The organism is Christensenella timonensis, assembly GCF_900087015.1.
Lineage (GTDB): Bacteria > Bacillota > Clostridia > Christensenellales > Christensenellaceae > Christensenella > Christensenella timonensis.
Window position 1 is genome coordinate 2,010,999 of sequence record NZ_FLKP01000002.1, and the last position, 15,154, is coordinate 2,026,152.

General features: G+C 55.4%; 11 protein-coding genes and 1 tRNA gene. 4 read left to right on the top strand and 8 right to left on the bottom strand.

The window, feature by feature from the left end; all coding sequences use genetic code 11:
* Positions 1-5: 5 nt before the first annotated feature.
* The 6 genes from uvrA to BN6471_RS10995 all read right to left on the bottom strand — a co-directional run bounded on the left by uvrA (position 6) and on the right by BN6471_RS10995 (position 9,917).
* Complete coding sequence (gene uvrA / locus BN6471_RS10975; RefSeq protein WP_066648928.1) at positions 6-2,867, bottom strand: excinuclease ABC subunit UvrA; 2,862 nt, start codon at positions 2,865-2,867, stop codon at positions 6-8.
* Between the two features lie 24 nt (positions 2,868-2,891).
* Positions 2,892-4,856 (bottom strand): excinuclease ABC subunit UvrB, encoded by a 1,965-nt coding sequence (gene uvrB / locus BN6471_RS10980; protein WP_066648931.1) that lies wholly within the window; start codon positions 4,854-4,856, stop codon positions 2,892-2,894.
* Positions 4,857-5,014: 158 nt separating this feature from the next.
* On the bottom strand, positions 5,015-5,275 hold the full coding sequence (locus tag BN6471_RS10985) for a hypothetical protein (RefSeq protein ID WP_066648933.1): 261 nt from the start codon (positions 5,273-5,275) through the stop codon (positions 5,015-5,017).
* Positions 5,276-5,489: 214 nt separating this feature from the next.
* Positions 5,490-5,660 carry a hypothetical protein gene (locus BN6471_RS12945; RefSeq protein ID WP_156511793.1) on the bottom strand — a complete coding sequence of 57 codons (171 nt, stop codon included), beginning with the start codon at positions 5,658-5,660 and terminating at the stop codon, positions 5,490-5,492.
* On the bottom strand, positions 5,657-9,208 hold the full coding sequence (locus tag BN6471_RS10990) for an FtsX-like permease family protein (protein ID WP_147554020.1): 3,552 nt from the start codon (positions 9,206-9,208) through the stop codon (positions 5,657-5,659). Before BN6471_RS10990 ends, BN6471_RS12945 begins: the two co-directional genes overlap by 4 nt.
* A 4-nt stretch (positions 9,209-9,212) precedes the next feature.
* A complete protein-coding gene (locus BN6471_RS10995; protein ID WP_066648937.1) occupies positions 9,213-9,917 on the bottom strand; it encodes an ABC transporter ATP-binding protein in 705 nt (234 codons plus the stop codon).
* A 214-nt stretch (positions 9,918-10,131) separates the two neighbouring features.
* Between BN6471_RS10995 and BN6471_RS11000 the strand changes: the two genes are divergently transcribed.
* Both BN6471_RS11000 and BN6471_RS11005 read left to right on the top strand, forming a co-directional pair.
* Positions 10,132-11,418 (top strand): lipopolysaccharide biosynthesis protein, encoded by a 1,287-nt coding sequence (locus BN6471_RS11000; protein ID WP_066648939.1) that lies wholly within the window; start codon positions 10,132-10,134, stop codon positions 11,416-11,418.
* 191 nt (positions 11,419-11,609) lie between these two features.
* A tRNA-Ala gene (locus BN6471_RS11005) sits at positions 11,610-11,685 on the top strand.
* 54 nt (positions 11,686-11,739) lie between these two features.
* On the opposite strand, the gene BN6471_RS11010 is transcribed toward BN6471_RS11005, so the two are convergent.
* Positions 11,740-11,988: a helix-turn-helix domain-containing protein gene (locus BN6471_RS11010; RefSeq protein WP_066648942.1), complete on the bottom strand. Its 249-nt coding sequence runs from the start codon at positions 11,986-11,988 to the stop codon at positions 11,740-11,742.
* A gap of 130 nt (positions 11,989-12,118) precedes the next feature.
* Between BN6471_RS11010 and BN6471_RS11015 the strand changes: the two genes are divergently transcribed.
* Positions 12,119-12,331 carry a hypothetical protein gene (locus tag BN6471_RS11015; protein WP_066648943.1) on the top strand — a complete coding sequence of 71 codons (213 nt, stop codon included), beginning with the start codon at positions 12,119-12,121 and terminating at the stop codon, positions 12,329-12,331.
* A 219-nt stretch (positions 12,332-12,550) separates the two neighbouring features.
* A complete protein-coding gene (locus BN6471_RS11025; protein WP_066648949.1) occupies positions 12,551-13,468 on the top strand; it encodes an AraC family transcriptional regulator in 918 nt (305 codons plus the stop codon).
* Between the two features lie 134 nt (positions 13,469-13,602).
* Here the strand turns inward: BN6471_RS11025 and BN6471_RS11030 are convergent, their stop codons facing one another.
* A complete protein-coding gene (locus BN6471_RS11030; RefSeq protein ID WP_066648952.1) occupies positions 13,603-15,153 on the bottom strand; it encodes a YfcC family protein in 1,551 nt (516 codons plus the stop codon).
* Position 15,154 lies beyond the last annotated feature (1 nt).

Below are 15,154 nucleotides of genomic sequence, written 5' to 3' on the forward strand. Positions count from 1 at the left end.
TTCCCCTATTTCTTCTTTTTCGGCTGCAAATAGTGCTCGGGTGTGGCGTTGTCGAAAATACGCTTCAGGTACTGCCCCGTATAGCTCTTTTTATTGGCCGCGACCTCTTTGGGCGTGCCCTTGGCGATCACCGTGCCGCCCTTGTCTCCCCCGTCCGGCCCCATGTCGATGATGTAGTCCGCGCTTTTGACCACGTCGAGGTTATGCTCGATGACCACCACCGTGTTTCCCTTGTCCGCCAGGCGGTTTAAGACCTTGACCAGTTTTTTGACGTCGTCCATGTGCAGGCCCGTCGTCGGCTCGTCGAGGATGAACAGCGTATTGCCCGTCTGTTTTTTGGAAAGGTGCGTCGCCAGCTTGACGCGCTGCGCCTCGCCGCCCGACAGCGTCGTCGAGGGCTGCCCCAGCTTGATATACGAAAGGCCCACGTCCATCAGCACCTTGAGCTTGCTTTCGATGCGCGGGATGTTCTCAAAGAACTTGTACGCTTCTTCCACCGTCATGTCCAGCACTTCAAAGATGTTCTTGCCCTTATAGCGCACCTCCAGCGTCTCACGGTTGTATCGCTGTCCCTTGCACACCTCGCACGGCACGTATACGTCCGGCAAAAAGTGCATCTCGATCTTGATGATGCCGTCGCCGCGGCACGCCTCGCAGCGCCCGCCCTTTACATTGAAGGAAAAACGGCCCTTCTGGTAGCCGCGCGCCTTCGCGTCCTGCGTCATGGCAAAAAGATCGCGGATCATGTCGAACATTCCCGTATACGTCGCCGGATTGGAACGCGGCGTGCGCCCGATGGGAGACTGGTCGATGTCCACGACCTTGTCCACATATTCCAGCCCCTCGATGGCCTTATGCTTTCCCGGCCTGTCCTTGGAATGGTAAAACCGCTGCATGGAGGCTTTTTTCAGGATGTGGTTGACAAGCGTGCTCTTGCCGCTTCCCGATACGCCCGTCACCGCCGTGATCACGCCCGTAGGAAAAGCCACGTCGATGTTACGCAAATTATTCTCCTGCGCCCCCCTGACGGTGATCCACTGCTTGGGCTTTCGCACCTTTGCGGGAATGCGGATGAGCTTGGCGCCCGACAGGTACTGGCCGGTGATGCTCTTCTTGTTTTCCATGATCTCCCTGGGCGTACCCTTGGCGACGACCTTGCCGCCGTGCGCGCCCGCGCCCGGCCCGATGTCTACGATGTAATCCGCGTTGAGCATCGTTTCCTCGTCATGCTCGACTACGATCAGCGTATTTCCGAGGTCGCGCAGCCCTTTGAGGGTCGTGAGCAGCTTATCGTTATCTTTCTGGTGCAGCCCAATGCTCGGCTCGTCCAGAATGTAAAGCACGCCCATCAGCCCGCTGCCGATCTGCGTCGCCAGGCGAATACGCTGCGCTTCGCCGCCTGAGAGCGTCCCTGCCGCGCGCGACAGCGTCAGGTAGTCAAGGCCCACGTTGATCAAAAAGTCGAAGCGCGCGTTTAATTCCTTCATCACGCGCTCGGCGATCATTTTCTGTTTGTTATCCAGCTTTACGTTATTCACATATTCGCGCGCCGCGCGGATGGACAGTTCCGAAAGCTCCGCAATGTTCTTGTCCCCGATTTTAACGGCAAGCGTTTCCGGCTTGTAACGCTGCCCGTGGCACACGGGGCACGGCGTTTCCACCATGTAGCTTTCGATCTCGCCTTTCATGTATTCGGACGTTGTCTCCTGGTAACGGCGCTCCAAATTGGGCACGATGCCCTCGAAGGCTGCGTTGTAATAGCCCGCGCCGCCCATACCGTCGTATTCCACGCGCAGCTTTTCCCCATCCGTACCGTATAAAAGCGCGTGCTTCACTTCATCGGACAAGTCCTCATACGGCGTATCCATATCGAAGTTGTAACGCTTCATCATCGCATCGAGGTAGTTTTTGGCGATGGTGCCCACTGCGCCGAAATTCCAGCCCGACGCCTTGACCGCGCCCTCGCGCAGCGTCTTGGTCTTGTCCGGTACGATGAGGTCAGGGTCTATTTTCAGCAGCATGCCCAGCCCCGTACACTGCGGGCAGGCGCCGAACGGGCTGTTGAAGGAAAACATGCGCGGGGTCAGCTCCTCGATGCTCACGCCGCAGTCCGCACAGGCAAAATTCTCGTTCATCAGCTTTTCTTCGCCTGTCTCCATATTTTTGACGATCACCAGCCCGCCCGCCATGTGCAGCGCCGTTTCGATGGAATCCGTCACGCGCTTGGCGCTGCCTTCTTTGATGATGATACGGTCGATCACTGCGGCGATCGTGTGCTTTTTCTGTTTTTCGAGCTTGATCTCCTCGTCCAGCTCACGCGTCTGCCCGTCCACAACGGCACGTGTAAAGCCTTCCTTGGCTAAATCTTCCAGTACCTTCTTGTGCTCGCCCTTTTTCGCGCGGATCACGGGCGCGAGGATCATCAGCTTTGTCCCCTCCGGGTTTTTCATGACCTGGTCGACCATCTGGTCGACCGTCTGGCGCGATATCTTTTTGCCGCACTTGGTGCAGTATACCTCGCCTGCCCTCGCGTATAAAAGCCGCAGGTAGTCGTGTATCTCCGTCACCGTACCCACCGTGGAACGCGGGTTGCGGGCGGTCGTTTTCTGGTCGATGGAGATCGCGGGAGAAAGGCCGTCGATCTGGTCTACCTCCGGTTTTTCCATCTGTCCCAAAAACTGCCGCGCATACGACGACAAGGATTCCACATACCGCCGCTGTCCCTCGGCGTAGATGGTGTCGAACGCCAGCGACGATTTTCCGCTGCCCGAAAGCCCGGTGATCACGATGAATTTGTCGCGCGGGAGCGAGATATCTATGTTCTTTAAGTTATGCTCGCGCGCACCCTTGATGTGTAAGTAATCCATACCTTCTCCTCTTGTATATAGAAATTATTTTTTCTTCTTTTGCAGTTCCTCGATCATGTCGCGCAGCTTGGCGGCGACCTCGAACTCCAGCTCCGCGGCGGCCTGCTTCATCTGCTGCGTCAGGATATCGATACGCATATTGCGCTCTTCCCGCGAGAGGTTTTTAAGCGTATCCTCCTCGTCCGCCTTCTGCGAGATGGCGAGCGCGTCGCTCACCTCTTTTGAGATGGACGTCGGCGTAATGCCGTTCTTTTCGTTATATTCTTTCTGCAACGCGCGGCGGCGCTCCGTCTCGCTTACCGCCGCCTTGATGGAACGCGTGATGGTGTCCGCATACAGGATCACGCGGCCCTGCGCGTTACGCGCTGCGCGCCCGATGGTCTGTATGAGCGACGTTTCGTTGCGCAAAAAGCCTTCCTTGTCCGCGTCGAGGATAGCGACCAGCTCGATCTCCGGGATGTCCAGCCCCTCGCGCAGCAGGTTGATGCCCACCAGCACGTCGAATTCCCCTAATCGCAGCCCGCGCACGATCTCGATGCGCTCCAACGTATCGATATCCGAATGCATATACTTCACGCGAATACCCATTTCCGTATAGTATTCCGTCAGCCGCTCCGCCAGCCGCTTGGTGAGCGTCGTCACCAGCACGCGCCTGCCCCGCCCGGCGACCTCGCCGATCTCGCCTAACAGGTCGTCCAGCTGCCCCTGCGTTTTGCGTATCTCGATCGCAGGATCGAGTAGCCCTGTCGGGCGGACGATCTGCTCCACCACTTTTCCGTCCGCCAGATCCCGTTCATACTCCGCGGGCGTCGCCGAAACGTATATCGCCTGGTTTACCCGCGCGTTGAATTCGCTGAATTGCAGCGGGCGGTTGTCAAACGCGGACGGCAGGCGGAAGCCGTAATCCACCAGCATCTGCTTGCGGGCGCGGTCTCCGTTGTACATGGCGCGCACCTGCGGCAGCGTTACATGCGATTCGTCCACGAACAACAGGTAATCGTCCGGGAAATAATCCATCAGCGTATATGGCGGCTCGCCCGGCCTGCGGCCGTCAAAGTAGCGCGAATAGTTTTCGATGCCCGAGCAATACCCCAGCTCCTTCAGCATCTCCATGTCGTACATGGTACGTTGGGCAATGCGCTCCGCTTCCAGCAGCTTGCCCTTTTGCTTGAACATCTCGACCTGCGCGAGCATGTCCTTTTTGATGTCCGGGATGTGCGCAAGCACCTTTTCATGCTCCATCGCGTAATGCGACGCGGGAAAGATGATGACGTATTTTTCTTTGGTGAGCTTCCTTCCCGTGAGCGCGTCGATCTCCGAGATTTGCTCGATCTCGTCGCCGAAATAATCCACGCGCACCGCCCGCTCGCTCGTCCCCATGGGGAAAATTTCCACCACCTCGCCGCGTACGCGGAACGTGCCGCGCGACATATCGATATCGTTTCTCATATAATTGATGGACACCAGCTTTTCCAGCAATGCTTCGCGCGGGTATTCCATGCCCTCCCGCAGCGCTACCGCGAGGTTCCCGTAGTCCTCCGGCGCGCCGATGGAATAGATGCACGATACGCTCGCGATCACGATCACGTCCTTACGCTCCAAAAGCGCGGACGTTGCCGAATGGCGCATTTTGTCGATCTCGTCGTTGACGCTCGAATCCTTTTCGATATACAGGTCGCGCCCGGGCACATAGGCTTCCGGCTGGTAATAATCATAATACGAAACAAAAAATTCCACCGCATTGTTGGGGAAGAATTCCCGGAACTCGCTCGCGAGCTGCGCCGCGAGCGTCTTGTTGTGCGCCAAAATGAGCGCGGGCCGCTGCGTACGCGCGATCACGTTGGCCATAGTAAACGTTTTCCCGCTGCCCGTAACGCCCAAAAGCACCTGCGCGCGCTTTTTGTCTTCTATCCCGCGCACCAGCTCGTCGATCGCCTTTGGCTGGTCTCCGGCGGGCGCGTATTTGGAATGCAATTCAAAACGCTTCATGTTCTCTCCTATCCCTAAAAAATCAGTATCTTTTATTATACCATATTTTAAACCAAAATTGATTAAATCAACGAGCTTTCGCCAAATAAAAAAAGGCGCCGTGAAAGGTGCCTTTTCCGCTATGTATGGCGGGCATCGCCCTTGTTACCCGTTCTCTTTCATGCGCGCACGTTTACCTTGCCGATCTTTTCCAGCAGGGTTTTTCGCGCCTGCGTCCCGTCCTGCGCCGATATCCTTTCCCCTGCGATATAATAAGCGGCTTCCTCCCATTCGCGTACGCTGTATTCCTCCGGGTCGATCCGTTTCAGCGCGTCCGCAACAAGAGGATATACCTTGGGGTTCCTCAATTCTGACAAATAAGCACAATCCGCCTGCCTCGCGAGCACATCCAGCAGGTCTTCTTTTTTATGTCCGTCCATAGCCCTTGCCACCCTGTCCGCGCAAACCCGCCCCCCGGTCAGAAAGGTAGACTTTTTTATCCACGGAGTAAATATACCGGATCGTGCGCTTTTCCAGCCTGAAAAGTGTGAGATTATATCATTTTCTTTAATAAAAACAGTATAAATGAAATGGATAAAAAAGTCTACCTTTTCGCACGAAAATGGAAAATAAAGTAAAGAGCGGCAGGGAGGATCAACGCGCCTGCCGCTTTCCCTGTTCCTTCCATTCTTCACGCCGCGTACCCCGCACGAACACCACGGCTAAAACCAGCGCTGCGGCCCTGCTGAAAAAGCAGCGGGAATAAAGGGACACAAAAAAGCCCGGCGGATAAAAAACCTGCCGGGCTTTTGTTTGCCCTGTCATTCGATCGATTTCATGGATTCCACCATGTCGATCTTTTTCAGCTTGAAGTGCAGCACGAAATTCACAATGAAGGCAAAGGCCAGCGTGAGCAAGCCCGCATACACGAAGGCCGTCCACGGGATTTCGGGCGCGAACATGACGATGTCCACCTCCGCCGTACTGACGACGAACTTCTCCAAGAATATGCCCAGCACCAACCCCACCGCCATGCCGATCACCGCGGAAATATTGTTCTCGCGGTAGATATAGGCGGATACCTCGCCGTCGTAAAACCCGAGCACCTTGATGGTCGCAAGCTCGCGCATGCGCTCCGTCACGTTGATATTGACGAGGTTGTACATGACGATAAAGGCCAGCAGCCCCGCCGAGATGATGATTACCAGCATGATACTGTTCATACTGTCCACCATGTCCGCGAACTGCTCCGTCGTATCGCTCGCGTACGAAAGCCCTTGCACATGGTCGTACGTAAGCAGCGTTTGCGAAAGCGCGGAAAGGTCCGTTCCCTGCTCCATATCCATCGCGAACATATTGCTCTGCGGCTTGCCGCCGAAAAGCTGCGCGTAATAATCCGGCGTCATGTAGACGTAGTTCATCGCGTAGTTTTCCGTAATGCCGCTTACCTTTGCCTGCGCGCTGTTGCCGTCCGCATCCGTTATCTTAAACGTATCGCCCACTTTCAGCCCGAGCAGCTTCGAGAGCTTTTCATTGATGACCGCCCCGTCGTCCGTGAGCGTAAGCGGCTGCTTATCCTCGCGCGTGCGCAGGGTGATATAGTTGCCGATCTCCTCCGGCTCTTCCGGCACAAACGCGGTGGCGCTCACCTTTTTCCCGTTCGCGTCAAAAACGTCAAGCCCTTTGTAATAAAGCAGCATTTCGTCTTTCACGCCCGGCGTATCCGCGACTTTTTGCTGGATAACGGAAAGGTCGTCTGCCGTCGTTTCGTCATCCAAAGACCCGAGCGCGTCGTATACGGAAATCTCGTTAAACTGCTTGTCTACGATCGAACCGATGGAATATTGCAGGCCGAAGCCCGTGAGCATAAGCGCCGTACATCCGGCGATGCCGATGACCGTCATCAGCACGCGGTTTTTGTAGCGGAAGATGTTGCGCATCGTTACCTTATGCGTAAAGGAAAGCTTGTTCCACAGCCACGTCCATTTTTCGAGCAGCACGCGTTTGCCGCCCGGCGGCGCCTTGGGGCGCATCAGCTGCGCCGGTTGTTCCCGCAGCACCTTATACCCTGCCGCCCAGGCGGAAAAGCCCGTTACCGCGATGGATACGGCAGTGCACCAAAAAGCGTAATCCCAGTGGAAAGGCGTTAAGCCTTCTGGCATAAAATAGCGCAAATGGTAGGCGTCGATCACCACTTTGGGGAACAGCGTAAAGCCGATCGTAAGCCCTATGATACTGCCCAGCACGCTCGCCGTGATGGCGTACCACAGGTATTTTGCCATGATCGACCGGCTGGAATACCCCAGCGCCTTTAACGTGCCGATCTGCGTGCGCTGCTCCTCCACCATGCGCGTCATGGTCGTGAAGCAGACGAGCGCTGCCACCAGGATAAAGAACAACGGGAACACCGAGGCGATCGCGTCCACCTTTTCCGCGTCGTCCTGATAGCTGGAATAGCCTGGGTTGTTGCTTCTGTCCCAAACATACCAGACCGGTTTTTTCACGTCCGCAAGCTGCTGCTCCGCGTCGTCAAGCTCCTGCTGCGCGTCGGCGATCTCCCGGTCGGATTCCGCCTTGCCTTCTTCATATTCCCTGCGGGCGTCGTCTAATTCCCGCTGCCCGTCATTCAATTTTTCCTGTGCGTCCGCAAGCTGCCGCGCGCCCGAAGCTTTCTGCCTGTCAAGCTCCGCCTGCCCGGAGGCGATCTGGGAATCCGCCGCGTCTAATTGCGCGCGCGAATCGTCCAGCGTCTTTTTGGCTTCGTCAAGCTCCGCCTTGCTGTCCGCCAGTTGCTTTTCCGTCGCCGCCAGCTTATTTTCTCCGTCGCTGATGCCCGCTCGAAGCTGCGCAAGCCCCTCCTTCGCGGGCGCGAGCTGCGCTTCAGAGCTGTCGAGCGCGGAAGACACCCCCGCCGTGATGCCGCCGAGCTGCGCGCAGGCAGCCGATTTCTGCGCCGCCTGCGCGGGGTTTGACGGATCGAGCGTCACATAGCTTTGCAGCAGCGTTTTGACGCTCACGCCGGACGGCAGCGTCCCCGGCGGGAGCAGTGCGTCCAGCGCGGAGGAAGCGTCGATTACGGCGGCAACGTCTGCGGGCAGGTAAGATAAATCCGGCACAAACTGGTTTGCAAAGCCCGCGGTCACGCCGTCAACGCCGGAAACGAGCGCACGCCCCTCATCGATTTGTGCCTGTGCGCTGTCAATACGCGCCTGCAAGTCCGCCGCCTGCTGTTTCAAATCCGCCAGCTGCTGCTCCGCCGCTTCTTTTTGCGCCTCAAACTGCGCAAGCCCGTCCTCGTATTGCGCAAGGCCGTCTTTATATTGCGCAAGCCCGTCCTCGTATTGCGCGTTTCCCTCCGCCGCCTGCGAGCGCGCATCGTCAAGCTCCTGCTGCGCGTCCGCGATCTGCGTATCGTATTCGTTCCGCTTTTCGTCCAAGGCCGCCTGTCCGTCGTCCAGTTCCTTTTGCGCGTCGTCTATTTTCTTTTGCGCGTCCGCAAGCTCCGTTTGCTGCGTCTGCTTTCCGTCCGCTAATTCCTTTTTCCCGTCGTCGATCTTTTCCTGCGCTTCGCTCACGATCTCGTCGTAGCGCGCGCCCTCGCGCTGCTCCGCGACTTTTTCAAAGGTTGCCACCGCACCGGCCGCCGCGTCTTTGTACGGTTGCTCGAACGGGTCTTTCCCCTCGGTGTCCGCCATCGTCAGGTACACGTCCGTATACACGTCCAGTACAAAATCCTGCTCGGGAATCATCATGAAGCAATCGATTTCCCCGTCGCCGATCTGCGCCTTGCCACGGTCAAAGGAAATAAAAGAAGACGATTCCACGATCCCTACGATGGTGAATTCGTCTACCTTGAGCGTATCAAAAAGATCGTCGTCCTCTTTGCCCGCGAGCAGCCTGACCGTCTGCCCGATCTCAAAATTTTCCGGCGAATGGATGTTCTTTTCCACCACGCATTCGCCCGCTTTTTCAGGCAGCCTGCCCTCTTTGAGCACAGGTTTATTGAGCTCGTTTCCATCCTCGCCCGCCCCTGACGTTTTAATGGACAGCACTTTTACGATGGTATCCGCACGCTCGCCAGAATCTACAAACGTATCGACAGAATAAGCGGGCATCATTTCCCTTATGCCCGAAACCTCTTCGATCGCCTTTAAATCGTTCTCGTTAAAACCGTATGTGGAAACAAGATGAATATCGCTAAGGGCAGTCTGCTCGTAATACTGCTTCATCGTGAGCTTCATGTCGGGACAGCTCGCCTTGACGCCGGCAAAAAACCCGACGCCCAGCGCGACGATCCCTAAAATAGAAAAGAAACGATTGCGGCTTTTCCATATTTCGCGCACCGCTTCTTTTACAAGCATATGTCGTTTCATCTGTTTACCACTCTATCTCTTCCACCGGCGTCGGATGGTCGTTTAATATGACTTCCTTCACCTTGCTGTTTTTCATTTTGATGATGCGGTCGGCCATGGGCGTGATCGCGTGGTTGTGCGTAACGACCACCACCGTCATGTTCTTTTCGCGGCAGGTATCCTGCAAAAGCTTTAGGATCGTCTTGCCAGTATCTGAATCGAGCGCGCCCGTAGGCTCGTCGCACAACAAAAGCTTGGGGTTTTTCGCGAGAGCGCGCGCAATGGAAACGCGCTGCTGCTCCCCGCCCGAAAGCTGCGCCGGAAAATTATCCAGCCTGTGCGCAAGGCCGACTTCGCCCAGCACTTCCTGCGCGTCGCGCGGGTTTGGGCAGATCTGCGTTGCCAGTTCCACGTTTTCCTTGGCCGTCAGGTTCTGCACCAGGTTGTAAAACTGGAACACGAACCCGATGTCGTAGCGCCTGTATTCCGTCAACTGGCGCGAATTGTATTCGCTCACCCTGTTGCCGTCGACAAGGAGCAGCCCCTCGTCGCACGTATCCATACCGCCCAAAATGTTGAGCATGGTCGTTTTCCCCGCGCCCGAAGAGCCGACGATCACACAAAATTCGCCTTTTTCTATGGTAAAATCAACGCCGTCCGAGGCAGTAATGGTTACCTCGCCCATGCAGTATCTTTTGTAAATACCCTGTGCCGTTACAAAGCTTTGCATATGCACTCTCCTGAGAAGCCTCTTTTTTCCTTACTTATCATATCACTTTCGGCACGCCGCCGCCAGTAAAAATCCCGCTTAACTTATATATCATAATCTCCCAATGTGAATTGAGTTTGAACAACTTCTTATATGGACACATTTCAGGCCATCGTAACGCGCGCCGTTCATTAAGTGTTGTTTCGCCCTGCCGGAAATGCTATAATGGCTGGGTATGAACAGGTTATTATTGGGAAACACAGACAATCTGGAACGGAAAATATACCTTTGGAACATCATCGGCAGCATGGCGAACGCGCTGGCGTCCGTCATATTATTCTTTGCCGTGACGCGTGTTTTGGGCGCAAACGACGCTGGCATTTTCCAGCTCGCCAATTCCACCGCGCTCATGATGCTTACCATCGGGTTTTACGAAATGCGCGCCTTCCAGGCGACCGACGTCAAGGGCGTTTATTCTTTCAGCGACTATTTGACCTCACGTTTCGTGACGGTCGCAGCCATGGTCGTTACCAGCTTTTTCTTTGTGTACCTGAGCGGCTATACGCCTGAAAAAGCTGCCGTTACCCTCCTTTTGTGTATCTATAAGGTGTTTGACGCTTTGGAGGACGTGTTCCACGGCCTCTACCAGCAGCAAGGCCGCCTCGACGTTGCGGGGCGTTCGCTTTCGCTGCGCGTGCTGCTCTCCACGGCGGCGTTTGTTGCGGCGCTGCTCGCGACGCGTTCCCTCCTCGGCGCGTGTATCGCGGCTATCGTTGCCGCGGCCATTGGTTTTATGCTCTTTAACCTCATGATTTTCCGGAATTTTTACGGGGGCGCTTTCCACTGGAACAAAAAAGCGGTTTTCAAGCTTTTGTGGGTATGCCTGCCCATGTTTGCAGGGTCTTTCATGCTGGTTTACATCAACAACGCGCCCAAATATGCGATCGATACCTATATGTCGTTTGAAAATAACGACTACCAAGCGTATTTCGGCGCACTGTTCATGCCGTCGTTCGTCATCAATTTATTCAGTACGTTTATTTTCCGCCCGATGGTCACGCCGATGGCGCAGGCGTGGGCCGACCACGACCGCAGCAGGCTGACGCGCATCATCGGAAAGCTGCTGGTCGCCATCGTTTTCCTGACCGTCGCGGGCGAAGTGGTGGGATATTTCTTCGGCATCCCCGTTTTGTCGTGGTTTTACGGCCTGGATCTTTCCGCTTACCGCCCCGAGCTATTGATCCTCGTTTTGGGCGGCGGGTGCAACGCGGTCGTGACGCTGATGTTTTACGGCATCACCGTGCTGCGCAAGCAAAAGCTGCTCGTCGTCGGCTATGGCGCGACGCTGGCGCTTTCGCTTATCATCGCTAATATCCTTGTCAAATCCTACGGCCTGATGGGCGCATCCGTCTCGTTCCTCCTCTCCATGGCGGCGCTGGCGCTGTTGTTCTTCATCATCTTCATCGTCTGTTATAAAAAAGAAGCCCGCAAAATGGATCTTGCGGACGCACAGTCGCAGTAATATATTTACATCGCGTTTCGCCCGTGATATAATAGGTACGTTCGTCAGGAATGAATCCGATTTGCAAGCGGAAACAGTCCCCCGCGGAAGCCCAGCGTTAGCGGGTTTCGTGGGGTAAGAGGAGAAACCGGCCATAACCGCGAAGCTTTTATCCATAAGGATAAAACGAGCAAATGGCCGTGTTTCGACGAGGGGCATTAGCGCAGCTGGTAGCGCACCACAATGGCATTGTGGGGGTCAGGAGTTCGAATCTCCTATGCTCCACCAAAACATAAAAGCCGAATCCAAAAGGGTTCGGCTTTTATTGTTACTTTGTTATTATTACATATTCTGGATATCCTCTGGTGCCCGGAAGAAGTCGTCAAAAGTGCAGGAATAGATCTCCTGTAATCCAACAAGCAGGTTAACAGGGATATTTAGCTCGCAGGTTTCTATACGGGAGTATACGTTCCTGTTGGTTTCTATTCCCATCAGGTTCAACTTTGCAACCAATTGATCCTGCGTATAACCGTTCGCTTTCCTAAGGGCGCGCAAGGTATAACCCATATTGCTGTCTTTTAATTTTTGCATACGCGACCCCTTTCCACAAAAAATGCTCAAATAGTTGAGTGGATTCTGTAATTATAGGTTATAATGAAAACACTAAGGCTCAATATATTGAGCAATCACGCAAATTGATTGATAGAAAGGTGGTATTTTTATGCAAAGTGCGGAAATGTGGATACAGAGCGACATAAAACGGTGGAATAAGATATGCCGGATCGATGGCGCTATGCTTGAGGAAGATGAGTTTTGGCAAATTTACCTTGAATTACAGCAACACGCAGAGAAGAAATCCGAATTTACTCTTTTAATTATATTATTAATAACGGAATATTCCCGGGAATTTGATCTTCCTTTAATCTTTGGATGATTTTGCATACGATGCAGGCAATGAAAAAACGCGGTTACCGTACAGGCGGCAGCCGCGTTTTTCCAGAAAATGAAGTGATTTATATTTTTTTGCTGGTTTGCATATTGTGCGCACCTCTGATTACCCTTTTCAAATATAATTATATAGATACCGTTCCCCTTGTATCAGGTAAAATAATGCCATATACTATAATTATATAGCCATGCAGGAGGTATTGCCATGCAGTTACAGGAAATCGTGGTCGACCACGCTTTGCGGGAGTTGACGCCGCGCGGTACGCCCTCCTTTCCCCTGGGGATGTATTGCAATGATATCTACGGGCTGGTCACGCATTATGTCCCCTGGCACTGGCACCGGGAGGTGGAGTTCGGCTACGTCTCCGAGGGGAGCATCGCCATCGAATACGAAAACCACAAGCTTACATTGGCTTCCGGGGACGGTTTTTTTATCAACAGCAACCGGCTCCACGCCATGCGGCCGGTTGGCCGGCCCCCGTGCAAGACCGTGAACATCGTGTTCGATCCTGAAATCATCGCGGGCGCGCCGCACAGTGTTTACGAAACCAAATACGTACTGCCGCTGGTCGCCAACCCAAACATCGGCGTCGTCCCGTTTTCCCCGGCGGTTGGTTGGCAGCGCGCCGTCCTCGCGGCTTTGCAAAGCGCCTATGCTGCCTATGCCGATGCCAACTATGGCTACGAGCTGCAAACGCGGAATTTGCTGTCGCAGGCATGGTGCGCCCTTTTGGAAAAGGCAGTGCCGCCCGCACAGGACGGCTGCCGCCCGCAGAACCAGCATATCAAAAGCATACTGACTTATATCCATGCGCATTATAAGCACCCGGTGACGCTTGGCGATATCGCCCGGGGCGCGAACATCGGCGTCAGGACATGCTGCCGCTGCTTCCGGCAGCAAATCGGCATCACGCCTTTCCGCTACCTGATGGAATACCGTGTGAAAATTGCGGCGGAGCAGCTTGCGTCAACGGACAAGCCCATCACGGAGATCTGCTTTGACACCGGCTTTAACGACACCAGCTATTTTGCGAAAACATTCAAAAAACTGACCGGGTATACGCCCTCTGCCTTCCGCAGGAAAAAGGGCGATTTTGCGGACAAGCGGCATGACACAAAATGAGTTTGCGGAGGCCGCCTGCGCACGCTCTCCGCTTGCAAGCCAGCGTTTTTTTTGTAGAAGCGTGCATCGCCCAGCCTGTCGCGCGCTGCGCCATGCAAAAGCTGCACCGGATAAGGGACGAGGCCTGCGAATGACTAGAACACCAGCCCGATATACGGCGCCAGCGCGATGACCACCGTGGAAACGACGAGCATGGGCACACCGTATTTGAGCACGAATTTGAGGTAAGAGTTATAGGGTACGCCGTACATTTCCGCAGTACCCAAATTGACCGCGCCCGGGTAGATGAGCGTCATGAAGTTAAGGCCCACCGTAAACGAGCTGATGAGCACGATCTCCCCGCCCACCGCGCCGATGGCCGACGTTGCGAACAGGGCGGACGCCACCGCGCTCAAAATGGGCATGGAAAGCCCCGCGACCCCGCTTGTGGATTGCAGCGCAAGTCCGATGAGCAGGTAGGAAGCGACCGCCACCACCGCGAAGATCCACAGCGGCACCTGCGCGAGGCCGTTCGATATCCAGTATACGAGCGTAACGGACATGCCCTGCGTCGAGCTGCCCATCACGATGGCGATGCCGTTGGCGATGGCTAAGATGAGTACCACGCCCAGCAGGTCTTTTGCCCCGTCGAGGAAATTCTTGATGAAGTCGTCGATCTTCATGCGGTTGATGGCCATTAGGATCAGCGCCCCTGCGAAGAAGAGGACGGAGAATTCGTTAAAGCCCCAGTCCCCCAGCGGCGTCGCGTTGCCCGCGCCGAGGATATCGCCCAGTATGGGGACTTTGGAAAGCCCGATGCCGATGGCGTTGACCGCGTTGCCCGCAGCCTCCCCGCCCAGCGATTCCCACGGGATATAGCCGATCATCAGGATTGCTACCATGACCATGAAGATGATCGCCGAAGCGAACCGCACCGGCGTCATGGCCGGCAATTCCTTCTTTTCGCCGTCCACGCTCGTCTTTACGCCCTCAATATGCGCGAGCGCGGAAGTCTCCGGGTTCTTGCGCACGCGAGCGCCATAGCGCATGAGCATGACCGTGGAGATAATATACATGATAGCAAATAAAACGATGCGCAGCACGATGCCCGAACCGATGGTCAGGTTCGGGTCGCCGATCGCGCCTACCGCCGCGCCCGTTGCAAAGGGGTTTACCACCGCGGCCATATTCCCCACCGTCGCGCCCACAAAGAGCACGCCGATGCCCGTCATCACATCGTATCCGGCGAGCACGAACATGGGGATCACGACCAGCGAAAAAGGCAATATTTCTTCCCAGAAACCAAACACCGTGCCCATCAGGGCAAAGGCCAGGTTCATGATCGCGATCAGCATACCGCCCTTCAGCTTCTTGAGCAGCCTGCCGATGCCCGCTTCCAGCGCGCCTGTCGCCGTCATCACGCTCAAAAAGCCGCCCACTACAAGCAGGGCGATACCTACGCCGCTCGAGCGCTGGAAGCCTTCTACCGGCGCCATCAGCACATCCCACAAGCCCTGCGGCTGGGGGCCCGCGTTTTCGACGATCTGCCCGTCCGCATCAAATGTCGCGTTGTACACCACGTCGCCCGTCTGCGGGTCGCGCACCGATACCGGAATAAAATACGTGAGCACCACCACCACGATGAGCACTATGAAGATGATCACATAGGCGCTGGGCATCTTGAATTTCTTCTTTGCCTGCTCCATG